Source organism: Variovorax sp. AB1(2024), assembly GCF_037482385.2.
Classification (GTDB): domain Bacteria; phylum Pseudomonadota; class Gammaproteobacteria; order Burkholderiales; family Burkholderiaceae_C; genus Variovorax.
Genome location: NZ_JBBHKP020000001.1, coordinates 1,425,048 through 1,436,991 on the forward strand (window position 1 = coordinate 1,425,048; position 11,944 = coordinate 1,436,991).

At 67.5% G+C, this 11,944-nt stretch carries 10 protein-coding genes; 4 read left to right on the plus strand and 6 right to left on the minus strand.

The window, feature by feature from the left end; all coding sequences use genetic code 11:
- The first annotated feature begins 73 nt into the window (after nt 1-73).
- Together gshA and WIX39_RS06805 are read left to right on the plus strand one after the other, a co-directional pair.
- Nucleotides 74-1,402 (plus strand): glutamate--cysteine ligase, encoded by a 1,329-nt coding sequence (gene gshA, locus WIX39_RS06800; RefSeq protein ID WP_106935969.1) that lies wholly within the window; start codon nt 74-76, stop codon nt 1,400-1,402.
- A 165-nt stretch (nt 1,403-1,567) separates the two neighbouring features.
- Nucleotides 1,568-3,436: a potassium transporter Kup gene (locus tag WIX39_RS06805; RefSeq protein WP_081270084.1), complete on the plus strand. Its 1,869-nt coding sequence runs from the start codon at nt 1,568-1,570 to the stop codon at nt 3,434-3,436.
- A 16-nt stretch (nt 3,437-3,452) separates the two neighbouring features.
- Here WIX39_RS06805 and WIX39_RS06810 read toward each other — a convergent pair whose 3' ends face one another.
- Together WIX39_RS06810 and WIX39_RS06815 are read right to left on the minus strand one after the other, a co-directional pair.
- Nucleotides 3,453-4,379 carry a polysaccharide deacetylase family protein gene (locus WIX39_RS06810; protein ID WP_409194720.1) on the minus strand — a complete coding sequence of 309 codons (927 nt, stop codon included), beginning with the start codon at nt 4,377-4,379 and terminating at the stop codon, nt 3,453-3,455.
- 13 nt (nt 4,380-4,392) lie between these two features.
- On the minus strand, nt 4,393-4,746 hold the full coding sequence (locus tag WIX39_RS06815) for a nuclear transport factor 2 family protein (protein WP_409196327.1): 354 nt from the start codon (nt 4,744-4,746) through the stop codon (nt 4,393-4,395).
- A 222-nt stretch (nt 4,747-4,968) separates the two neighbouring features.
- Here WIX39_RS06815 and WIX39_RS06820 point away from each other — a divergent pair, with 222 nt between their 5' ends.
- Together WIX39_RS06820 and gshB are read left to right on the plus strand one after the other, a co-directional pair.
- Nucleotides 4,969-5,103, plus strand: a complete 135-nt coding sequence (locus WIX39_RS06820; RefSeq protein WP_285411509.1) for a hypothetical protein — start codon at nt 4,969-4,971, stop codon at nt 5,101-5,103.
- A complete protein-coding gene (gene gshB, locus WIX39_RS06825) occupies nt 5,103-6,062 on the plus strand; it encodes a glutathione synthase (RefSeq protein WP_081270082.1) in 960 nt (319 codons plus the stop codon). Before WIX39_RS06820 ends, gshB begins: the two co-directional genes overlap by 1 nt.
- Before the next feature lie 9 nt (nt 6,063-6,071).
- On the opposite strand, the gene WIX39_RS06830 is transcribed toward gshB, so the two are convergent.
- The 4 genes from WIX39_RS06830 to WIX39_RS06845 all read right to left on the minus strand — a co-directional run bounded on the left by WIX39_RS06830 (nt 6,072) and on the right by WIX39_RS06845 (nt 11,939).
- Nucleotides 6,072-8,288 (minus strand): TonB-dependent receptor, encoded by a 2,217-nt coding sequence (locus WIX39_RS06830; RefSeq protein WP_409194721.1) that lies wholly within the window; start codon nt 8,286-8,288, stop codon nt 6,072-6,074.
- Between the two features lie 115 nt (nt 8,289-8,403).
- Nucleotides 8,404-9,171 carry a class II glutamine amidotransferase gene (locus WIX39_RS06835; protein ID WP_081270080.1) on the minus strand — a complete coding sequence of 256 codons (768 nt, stop codon included), beginning with the start codon at nt 9,169-9,171 and terminating at the stop codon, nt 8,404-8,406.
- Nucleotides 9,172-9,210: 39 nt separating this feature from the next.
- The gene (locus WIX39_RS06840) at nt 9,211-10,356 is read right to left on the minus strand and encodes an ABC transporter substrate-binding protein (RefSeq protein WP_409194722.1); all 1,146 of its coding nucleotides are present in this window, start codon (nt 10,354-10,356) and stop codon (nt 9,211-9,213) included.
- Between the two features lie 77 nt (nt 10,357-10,433).
- Nucleotides 10,434-11,939, minus strand: coding sequence for an MFS transporter (locus WIX39_RS06845; protein WP_081270078.1), 1,506 nt, complete (start codon nt 11,937-11,939; stop codon nt 10,434-10,436).
- Between the last annotated feature and the right edge of the window lie 5 nt (nt 11,940-11,944).

Here is an 11,944-nt window from a genome sequence, read left to right on the forward strand (position 1 = left end):
GTCATTGGGGCGGCCATCCCCAAATCCTACAATTCCGCTCTACCTTTAAGCACAAAACCAACAAGGCCGCCGCATGGTTCCGCATCTCGTCACCGCCCTGACCGGCCCGATCAACGAACTGGAGCAGCGGGTGCTCGACTCGATGCCCGCCATCGAGCGCTGGTTCAGGCTCGAATGGATGGAACACACGCCGCCGTTCTACAGCGCCGTGGACATCCGCAACGCCGGCTTCAAGCTCGCCCCGGTCGACACCAACCTGTTCCCCGGCGGCTGGAACAACCTCACCAAGGAAATGCTGCCGCTGGCCGTGCAGGCGGCGCAGGCAGCCATCGAGAAGATCTGTCCGGAGGCGCGCAACCTGCTCGTCATTCCGGAAAATCACTCGAAGAACACGTTTTATCTTGCCAACGTCGCGCAACTGGTGCGCATCTTCCACATGGCGGGGCTCAACGTGCGCGTAGGGTCGATCGACCCGGCCATCAAGTCGCCCAAGAAGATCGAATTGCCCGGCGGCGACGTCGTCACGCTGGAGCCGGTGGTGCGCACCAAGCGCCGCCTGGGGCTGAAGAACTTCGATCCCTGCACAATTCTGCTCAACAACGAGCTTTCTGCGGGAACGCCCGGCATCCTCGAGGATCTGCACGAGCAATACCTGCTGCCGCCGCTGCACGCGGGCTGGTCGGTTCGCCGCAAGAGCAACCACCTGCACAGCTATGAAGAGCTGTCCAAGCGCTTCGGCAAGCTGCTGGGCATCGACCCGTGGCTCATAAACCCGATCTATGCGCGTGCCGAGGGCGTCGACGTGGCCGAGGGCCGCGGCATCGACGTGCTGACCAGCCACGTGGACGCGGTGCTGACGAAGGTGCGCCGCAAATACAAGGAATACGGCATCAACGAGAAGCCGTTCGTGGTCGTCAAGGGCGGCCATAGCGACAGCGGCAGCCCGGGCGTGGTGACGGTGCGCGACGTGAAAGACGTCGAGGCGCTGATCGGCAAGCCGCGCGGCGCGTCGGCCGCCAAGGCCGCCAACAGCCGGGAAGCACGCGAGTTGCGCGAGCTGCGCGAACCCACCGAGCTGATCGTCCAGGAAGGCGTGCTCACCAACGAGCGCGTGCACAACGGCGTGGCCGAACCGGTCGTCTACATGATGGACCGCTACGTGGTCGGCGGCTTCTACCGCGTGCATGCCGAGCAGGCGCCCGACGAGAACCTCAAGCTGCCGGGCGCGAGCTTCGTGCCGCTGGCCTTCTCCGAGAGCGCACACCTGCCGCAGCCCGGCGCCAAGCCCGGCGCCAGCGCGCCGAACCGCTTCTACATGTACGGCGTGGTCGGCCGGCTGGCCATGGTGGCCGCCAGCTACGAGATGGAAGCCACCAACCCGGACGCCGAAATCTACGAATGATTGCGGGGGCCGGCTTGCGGCGGCGGCGGGCGGCGGCAAAATAGCGGCCCCACATCAACGGAACCCAAAGGGCGGAGGGGATGCATGGCGCGGAATCCGCCGCCATCGCTCCCCCGCGTGTCTGACACGTCGATTGATACAGCCAGCCCTTTTCCCATCGACTTCGTGTCAGCCCCCAAAACCATCTCCGCCGGCCTGATCGTCGGCGCCATCGGCGTCGTCTACGGCGACATCGGCACCAGCGTCCTGTATGCCGTCAAGGAAGTCTTCGGCCACGGCCACGTGCCGTTCACGGTCGAGAACGTCTACGGCATCCTGTCGATGTTCTTCTGGACGCTCACCGTCATCGTCTCCATCAAGTACGTGGTGCTGGTGCTGCGCGCCGACAACGAAGGCGAGGGCGGGCTGGTCGCGATGCTCGCGCTGGCCTCGCGCGCGGTGGCGGACAAGCCCAGGCTGCGCCACCTGCTGCTGGTAGTGGGCATCTTCGGCACATCGCTGTTCTACGGTGACGGGGTCATCACGCCGGCCATCTCCGTGCTGTCGGCCGTGGAAGGCCTGGAAGTGGTGTCGCCGCACTTCACGCACTACGTCATTCCGCTCACGCTGGTCGTGCTGTTCTGCCTGTTCGTGGTGCAGAAGCGCGGCACGGCGGGCATCGGCAAGTTCTTCGGGCCGGTCACGCTGGTGTGGTTCCTGTCGATCGCGGTGCTGGGCGTGTCGCAGATCGTGCACCACCCTGAAATCCTCAAGGCGCTGAACCCGTTCTACGCGCTCAAGTTCATCTGGGACAACCCCGGCACCAGCTTCATCCTGCTGGGCGCCACCGTGCTGTGCGTGACCGGTGCCGAGGCGCTCTATGCCGACCTCGGCCACTTCGGCAAGAGCCCGATCCGCATCGCGTGGTTCTCGGTGGTGATGCCGGCGCTCACGCTCAACTACTTCGGCCAGGGCGCGCTGCTGCTGGAGAACCCCGAGGCGGTGAAGAACCCGTTCTTCATGATGGCACCCGAATGGGCGCTCATTCCGCTGGTGCTGCTGGCCACGCTGGCCACGGTGATCGCGTCGCAGGCACTCATCACCGGTGCCTTCAGCGTCACGCGCCAGGTCATCCAGCTGGGCTACCTGCCGCGCCTGAACATCGAGCACACCAGCGTGCGCACGGCCGGGCAGATCTACATTCCGCTGGTCAACTGGGGCCTGTTCGTGGCCATCGTGCTGGCGGTGGTCATGTTCCGCTCGTCGAGCAGCCTGGCCGCGGCCTACGGCATTGCCGTGACCACCGACATGCTGATCACCACGGTGCTGACCTTCTTCGTGATCCGCTATGCATGGAAGCTGCCGCTGCTGCTGTGCATCGGCTCGACGGCGGTGTTCTTCTTCGTCGACTTCATGTTCTTCGCCTCGAACCTGCTCAAGCTGTTCGAGGGCGGCTGGTTCCCGCTGATGATCGGCGGCTTCGTGTTCACGCTGATGATCACCTGGAAGGAAGGCCGCCGCCTCATGGGCGAGGCCCAGCATGCCGACGCCATCGACCTGAAGTCGTTCCTCGACTCGGTGTTCGTGAGCCCGCCGGTGCGCGTGGACGGCACGGCGGTGTTCCTCACGGCCGAGCCGGGCGTGGTGCCCAATGCGCTGCTGCACAACCTCAAGCACAACAAGGTGCTGCACGAGCAGAACATGTTCGTCACGGTGCGCAACCACGAGGTGCCCTGGATCCCCATGGACAAGCGCATCGAGATCGAGCCGCTGGGCCACCACTGCTGGCAGATCATCGTGCACTACGGCTTCAAGAACGACATCGACCTGCCGCGCGCGCTCGAGAACGCGCGCATGCGCGGCTGCCAGCTGGAGGCGATGACGACCAGCTACTTCCTGTCGCGCGACGTGGTGATTCCCACGCTCGGCAGCGGCATGGCGCCGTGGCGCGAGAAGCTGTTCGCGCAGATGCACCACAACGCGAGCGGGGCGGCGGCGTTCCTGGGGCTGCCGAACAACGCGGTGGTGGAGCTGGGCTCGAAGATCGAGATCTGAGGCCTGGCGGAGCGCCTCAGGCGAACTCCCCCGGCCGTTCCTTCGCAATCTGTTCCACGTGCGAGGCGATCGCGCCCGGCGTGGTGAACCAGATGTCGCCCCGGTCGCGCGCACGCGCCAGATGCGCGAGCGCGGTGCGCAGATGCCGCAGCCGGTAGGGCTGGCCCACGATGTAGGGATGCAGCGCCAGGCCCATCACCAGCGGCTGCGTGCGCGACTGTTCGAGCATTTCCTCGAAGTTGTCGATCACCATCGCGCTGAAGTCCTTCGCGTCCATCAGGCGGCCGACGATCATCGGGATGTCGTTGAGCTCCTGCGGGTACGGCACCGACCACAGCGAGCCTTCTCCACCGCGCGTGCGCATGCGCAGCGGCTGGTCGTCGTGGCACCAGTTGAGCGTGTAGCGGTAGCCGGTCTCGGCAAGCAGGTCGGGCGTGACGGCGCTTTCCGAGATCCATGGCGAGAGCCACCCGGCCGGCGCCTGCCCGCTCTCGCGCAGCATGCGTTCGCGGCAGCGCTGCAGCAGCGCGCGTTCGTGCGCCTCGTCGAGCACGCCCTGGCGTTCGGCGTTGCTGTGGCCGTGGCCGATCAATTCGTCGCCGCGCGCCACCAGCGCCTGGACCAGTTCTGGGCAGTGGTCGTACAGCGCGGTGTTGACGAGCGCGCCCGTGGGCAGCGCGAGCGCGTCGAGCAGCTCGAGGCAGCGCCAGGCGCCGACGCGGTTGCCGTATTCGCGCCAGCCGTGGTTGAGCACGTCAGGCTGCGGCGAGGCGGGGCCGATGCATGCGCCCAGCCCGTCGCCGAAGGCGAAGTGCTCGACGTTGAAGCCGATGTACACCGCCAGCCGCGCGCCGTTCGGCCACACGTAGCCGGGCCGCCGCGTGATGGGCAGGTAGTCGAAGCGGTCGTGCGTGGGGAGCCGGTCGGGCCAGCGCGTCGTCATGCCGGCGGCCTCGTCACAGCACGGCGAGGCCGGCGCGCACCAGCAGCCATTCGGCGCTGTCGTTCCACACGTCCATCTGCACGATCAGGCCGTGGCGCACCACGTAGCGGTCGACGTACCGATTGCCTTCGAAGGCCGTGCCGTCGGGCCATGCGCCGTAGAGCGTGCCGAGGCTGTAGACCACCGTTTCCTCGGGCGTGCCGCCGGCCACCGTCTCGGTGCGCTCGATCTTCTTCTTGACCCAGGCATAGCGCTTCGCATTGAAGGCCGAGGTGTCGCCGGGTGCCTGCATCGGCCGGTTGCCGGTGAAGCGGATGCGGATGTCCGGTGCGGTGAAGCGCGAGGCCGACTGCGGGTCGGGAATCATCACCAGGCGAAGGAACTCGTCCACCACGGCGGCGGGGACGAGCGCGGGATGGCGCTGCTGCGAAACGGATGCTTCCACGGGGTTCTCCAATCTTGCTGGGCCATGGCGGTGCACGGCGGGATGTCGCAAGCGGGTTCGTGCAAGTCCCGTGCCCGATGGTTGACATTGTGCTGTTCGGATTGTTGACAATCTGGCGCTGACGGCTCCCGGCACAATCGCGCGATGCGATTGCTCCAGCCCGGCCGCGCGCATGGAGAAAAAGCCCCGGCCGGCAAGGACATCGCCGCTTCCGGCAACATCGCGCCCCGATACCCGGCGGCGCCCGCCGTTCGTGGCACCGCAAGAAAGAACGCCTGATGAAAAACATCCTCTTCGTCGCCGACCCGCTCGATCATTTCAAGATCTACAAGGACACCACCTTCTCGATGATGCGCGAGGCCCAGCGCCGCGGCCACCGCATCGCCGCCTGCCTGCCGCAGGACATCCAGTGGAAGTCGGGTGGTTTCGTCACCGCCACGGTGCAGCAGATCACGCTGACGGGCGACGCGAAGGACTGGTACCGCGTCGACATCACCGAGTCGAAGGCGTTGAAGGACTTCGACGCGGTGCTGATGCGCAAGGACCCGCCCTTCGACGCCGAGTACATCTACGCGACGCACCTGCTGGAGCAGGCCGAGCGCGAGGGCGGCCGGGTGGTCAACTCGCCGCGCGCGCTGCGCGACCACCCCGAGAAGCTCGCGATCATGGAGTTTCCGCAGTTCGTCACGCCCACGCTGGTCACGCGCAGCGCGCAGGCGGTGCGCGACTTCCATGCGGAGCACGGCGACATCATCCTGAAGCCGCTCGACGGCATGGGCGGCATGGGCATCTTCCGCGTGAAGCAGGACGCGCTGAACCTCGGCTCCATCGTCGAGACGCTCAACAAGGACGGCGCCGAGACCATCATGGTGCAGCGCTTCGTGCCCGAGGTCGTCCAGGGCGACAAGCGCATCCTGATCATCGCGGGCGAGCCGGCGCCCTTCGTGCTGGCGCGCATTCCGCAAGGCACCGAGGTGCGCGGCAACCTTGCGGCCGGCGGCAAGGGCGTGGCGCAGCCGCTGACCGCGCGCAACCGCGAGATCGCGGAAACCATCGGCCGTGTGCTCGCGCCGCGCGGGCTGCTGCTGATCGGGCTCGACGTGATCGGCGACTCGGTCACCGAAATCAACGTGACCAGCCCGACCTGCTTCCAGGAAATCACCGAGCAGACCGGCTTCGACGTGCCGGCCATGTTCATCGATGCGCTGGAAGCGACCCTGCAGCCGCAGGGCCGCTGACCTCCAGCGTCAGAAGTCGATGGTGCCGCTCAGCGAGAAGGTGCGCGGCGCGCCCAGCACCAGGTAGTTGCTGCCCTGCGTGCCGCCCACCGAGGCCCAGTACGACTTGTTGAACAGGTTGTCGATGCGCGCACGCAGCGTGAGCGCACGGCCGTTGCCCAGGTCGACCAGGTAGCGCGCGCCGATGTCGAAGCGCGTCCACGACGGCACCGACTGGGTGTTGGCGGCGTTGGCGTATTGCTTCGAGGTGTAGAGCACGCGGGCGTTCAGCGACAGGTTGCGCAGGCCCGGCACGTCCCATTCGGCGCCCAGGTTGGCTTGCTGCTTGGCCACGCCGATGGCCGTCAGGCCGTCGGTGGCGCCGCCTTGCGTGTTCTTCTGCTTGGCGTCCAGCAGCGTCAGGCCGCCGAGCAGGCGCAGGCCCTTGGCCGGTTGGCCGAACACCGAGAACTCCAGGCCCTGGTTGCGCTGCTTGCCGTACAGGCCGTAGGTCTGGCCGGCGTAGTAGTACGTCGGCTGGTCGGTGGTGAAGAACGCGGCGCTGGCGCCGAGCGTGCCGCCGTCGTACTTGACGCCGATCTCCTTCTGCTTGGCCTGGTACGGCGCGAAGATTTCGCCGGCATTGGTGACGGGGCGGTTGTTCACCGTGGTGCCCGCCACGTTGCCCTTGACGAGGCCTTCGATGTAGTTGGCGTAGGCCGAGACCGTCGGCGTGATCTTGAACACGACGCCGGCCACCGGGGTGGTCCTGCTCTTGTCGTAGTCGCTGGTCTGCTTGAGCGTGTTGTAGGCGTAGCTGGTCTGCTTGATGGTCTGGCGGCGCGCGCCCAGCGTGACGAGCAGGCGGTCGTCCATGAACGCCATGGTGTCGGCGACGGCCACGCTCGATGTTTCGATGCGGTCGGTCAGGCGCGGATCGTCGAGCGTGTTGCCCACGAAAGCACCGTTGGCGACCGGGTAGGGCGACGCGTACGGCGTGTAGATGTTGTTGCGCACGCTCTGTGCCGAGATGGCGTAGGCGTTGTCGCGGTCGTTGCTGTACTTGGCGGCCGAGGCCACCAGCGTGTGCTTCACCGGGCCGGTGGCGAAGTTGCCCCGCACGCCGATTTCGCCGGTGCCGATGCGGTCTTCGCGGGTGTTGCTGAAGCGCGTGTTGCTGGTGTTGCCGAAGGCGTCGGTGAGCGTCGGGTTCGACAGCACGTTGTCTTCGCTGCTGCGGCGCACGCCGCCGGCGGCCCAGGCGGTGATGTTGTCGGTGATGTCGATTTCGCCGCGGAAGGTGGCGAACTTGTCCTTTTCCTTCGAATAGGTCCAGGGCTGGGCGAAGTTGGTGCGGGCGTCGGGCGCGCGCGGGATCGGCAGCGTGGACGAGGGCGTCAGGCTCGGGCGGCCGTCTTTCAGGTCATAGTCCTGATAGCCGAAGTCGGCCGACAGGCGCACGTTGCGGTTGTGCCAGTCGAGGCCGACGCCGAAGGCGCTGAGCTGCTGGCTTTCCTTGTTCACGCCGGTGCCGCCTTCACGGCGCACCGCGTTCACGCGCACGCCCAGGCTGTCGTCGGGACCGAAGCGGCGGGCCAGGTCGAGATTGACGAAGCCCTGGCCGCCGCTCTGCACGCCGAAGCCGACACGCGTGAGCGCTTCGTTGGGCGCGCGCTTGGGCAGCAGGTTGATCGCGCCGCCGATGCCGCTGCCGCCGGGGGCCGCGCCGTTCAGGAAGGTGTTGGCGCCGCGGAACACTTCCACGCGCTCGAAGAATTCGGAGGCGATGTACTGGCGCGGCAGCATGCCGTAGAGGCCGTTGTACGACACGTCGTCCGAGTACACGGGGAAGCCGCGCACCACGTACAGCTCCTGGAAGTTGCCGAAGCCGCGCGCCTGGCGCACCGACGGGTCGTTCAGCAGCACGTCGGCCACGCTCTTGGCCTGCTGGTCCTGGATCAGCTCGTTGGTGTAGTTGGTGCTGGAGAAGGGCGTGCTCATCATGTCCTGGGTGCCCAGGATGCCGACGCGTCCGCCGCGTGCCACCTGGCCGCCGGCATAGGGCTTGGCCAGGCCCTCGGCCGATGCGTCGGCGCTGGCTTCCACGTTCACCGTGGCCAGCGTGCCGCTCGACGCCGTTGCGGCGGCCGGTTCGGCCGCGTTGTTCTGGGCCAGTGCCGCCACGGCATGGAGCGCGAGCAGCGTTGCGGCCACGACAGGCCGAAGATGGAAATGAGATGCGGGCATGGACGGTTCGAAAGATGCAAATGAGAACAGTTATTGTTCTCGCACTTTCGTCCGTCCGCTGATACTTTATTGCACTGTTGCGAAAATGTGTCAGTAGAAAGGTTGCAACCTCGGCTCAGTACCCCGAAAGCCGTCCATCCACGAACACATGAAGCTCGCCGGGCGCGAACTGCGTCCAGGTTTCGTTGGTCGTGAGCGGAGCCGTCACCACCACCGCCACGCGGTCGCTGGGCGTGGTGTGCTGCGCGAAGTCGATCGCCAGGTCTTCGTCGGAGAGCTGCGCGGTGACGAACGGATGCTGCCGCTCCACGTACCAGAGGTTGGTCGACGCGTGGGCCCACAGCGCCTGCCCGTTGGACAGCATGAAGTTGAAGGTGCCGTGGCTCGCCAGTTGCGGCGCCAGTTCGCGCAGCGTGAGCGTCAGCTCCTCGATGCTCGGCACGCCCGCGTGCGACTTGGCCAGCTCCTGCATGATCCAGCAGAAGGCATGCTCGCTGTCGGTATTGCCCACCGGATGGAAGTTGCCGTGCAGGCGCGGGCGGAATTCCTTCAGGTCGCCGTTGTGGGCGAACACCCAGTAGCGCCCCCATAGCTCGCGCACGAACGGGTGGCAGTTCTGCAGGTTGACCTCGCCCTGCGTCGCCTTGCGGATGTGCGCGATGACGTTGCGGCTCTGGATGGGATAGCGTCGGATCAGCTCGGCCACCGGCGATTCGCACGCCGGCTGGTGGTCCACGAAGTGGCGCAGCCCGCGGTCCTCGAAGAACGCGATGCCCCAGCCGTCGGCGTGGTGATCGGTGCGGCCGCCGCGCTGCGCGAACCCCGTGAAGCTGAAGGTCACGTCGGTCGGCGTGTTGCAGTTCATCCCTAGCAATTGACACATGCCCGCAATTAGACCGCGATTCGCGCGGCCGGGCGTCCGCTAGCGCAGGAACTTGCCTTCCTTCGTCACCCGCACCATCTCGATGAAGCGCGAGCCGGTGTTGCTGGCGCCGGTGAAATCGATCTCCATGTTGTTCACCCGCAGCTTCATCGCCTTGAGCGTGGCATGCAGCCTGGCGCGCGTCAGGTCGCGCCCGGTGCGGCGCAGCGCCTCGATCATCACCAGCGCGTTCACGTAGCCTTCGTAGCTCAGATAGCCCACGTCGACCTTGGCGCGCTCGGCGAGCTGCCGATACTCTCTTGCGCCGGCGTCCACCTCGCTCCACGGGTAGGGCACGATCTGCGAGATGGCCAGCCCGCTGGTCTTGTCGCCCACCAGCCGCGCCGTGACGTCGCCCGGCACGATCGACATGCCGTAGAACATCTGGCGCCCGCCCGCGGCCCAGGCGCTCTTCATCACCTCGCCGCCGATGCCGCCGCCCAGGTACATGATGACCGCCTGCGCCTTGCTGTCCGCCAGCGCCTTGCCCGAGGCCTCGTTGGCCGAGCCGTCGCCCTTCACCGGCACGGCGGCCACGGGCTTGAGCTGCAGCGTGGCGAGCGCGGCCTCGACCAGCCTGGCCACTTCGGCGCCGCCGGGGTTGTCGAGGTAGGCCACCGCGATCCGCGAGACGCCGATGGTCGTCAGGTGCTGCACCAGCGCCTGCGCCTCGCGCGCGAAGGTGGCGCGCACGAAGTAGCCGGAGCCCGCCACCTTCTCGCGCGCCGAATCCGACACCGCATACCCGGCGACCATCGGCGCGCCGCTCTGGTTCAGCACCTTGGCCGCCGCCGCGGTGGTGCCCGAGCCCACGCAGCCGAAGAAGGCGAAGGCGCGGTGCTCGGCGAGCAGCTTCTCGTAGTTGGCCACCGCCTTCTCGGGCACCAGCTCGTCGTCGAGCGACACCAGCCGGATCTTGCGGCCCGACAGGCCGCCCTGCGCATTCACCGCGTCGAAAGCCAGCCCCGCGCCGGCCACCACGACCTTGATCGGCGCCCCGAGCGGCCCGCTCAGGATGCCGGTGAGGCCGAGCACGATTTCGGTGTCCGCCGCGCCGCTTTCGGCGGCCTGGGCGGAAGACATGAGCCCGAGCGCGGGCACGGCGACGGCCGCCGCCGAAGCGGCAATGAAATTTCTGCGATGCATGGGAATGGGGCTCGCTGGCGAGTTCGATACAACTGATAACAATTGAAAGCGAAAGCCCCGTCTTCCGCCGCCGGGGTTTACCCAGGCTTGCGCACAGTCTCCGCCGGCCCCTGCCGCAGCTGCCAGGCCGCGCAGATCGCCAGCGCGCACAGCCCCGCGAGCATCGCGAACACCTCGTCGAAGGCGGCCAGCCGCGCCGGGCTGCTCATCGGGTTGGCGAGCGAATCGCCGTGCGCCGCCAGCCGCCACTCGAGCACGATGGCGCACAGGCTCACGCCGGCCGCGCCGCCCAGCATGCGCACGAAGTTGATGGCGCTGGCGCCCTGCGGAATCAGCGGCTTGGCCAGCGGCCGCATCGAGCCCAGGTTGAGCGAGGGCAGGATGAACCCCAGCCCGATGCGCCCGATGATCGCGAACGCCACCAGCAGCCACAGCGCGCTGTCCAGCCGCAGCACCATCATCAGCGCGAACGACGCGGCCAGCAGCGCCAGCCCGATGGTCACCAGCACCCAGGTCGGATGCCGGTCGGCCAGCCGGCCCACGCCGGCGATGGTCAGCGCCAGCACGATGCCCGCCGGCAGCAGGATGGTGCCCACGTGCGAGGCCGACAGGTGCAGCCCGACCTGCATGTACACCGGCAGCAGGTAGGTCGAGCCGAACAGCGCCGTGCCGTAGATGAACGCCACCACGCTGCCCATCGCGAACTGCCGGTACTGGAACAGCGCCAGGTTCATCAGCGGCGTGCCGCCCGAAGCCGCCAGCCGCCGCTGCCACCACACGAAGGCGCCGAACGCCGCCAGCGCGCCGGCCAGCAGCAGCCCTGCCTGCAGGGGCGAATCGCCGCGCAGCGCCACCAGCCCGTTGAGCAGGCACAGCGTGCCGATGGTGCCCAGCGCCAGCCCGCGCCCGTCGAGCCCGCCGCCGCGCACCGCCGCCACGCCGCCGGGCGCCGTGGTCGGCACGAACTTGTAGGCCAGCCAGAGCGAGGCCAGGCAGAACGGCACCACCATGAAGAAGATCGAGCGCCAGCCGAACAGGTCGACCAGCACACCGCCGATGCTCGGCCCGATGGCTGGCGCCAGCACCACGCCCATGCCGAAGATGCCGCTCGCGCGCCCCTGCTCGTGCGGCTCGAAGGCGCGCAGGATGATGATGGCCGGAATCGGCTGCACCACCCCCGCCGCCAGCCCTTCGGCCACGCGCGCGAACAGCACCAGCGAGAAGTCGTTGGCCACCCCGCCCACGATGCCGCCCAGCAGGAGCAGCACCATCGTGCCGACATAGGTGCGCCGGTAGCCGTAGCGAGACAGCAGCCACGGCGTGGTGAGCATCGAGACCGTCATCGCCACCATGAAGCCCGAGCTCACCCATTGCGCGCGCTCCTGCCCGAGCGAGAAGTGATGGCTCATGCCCGGAATGGCCACGTTGACGATGGTCGAGGACATGATCGACGCCATCGTCCCCACCATGACCGACAGCAGGAGGTACCAGCGATAGCGTTCGCCATAGCGCTGGCGCAGCGTGCCGATGGAGGGCGGGGCCGGCGTGCTCGCGGCTTCTTCGGGTGTCTGTGGGGAGGTCATGGGGC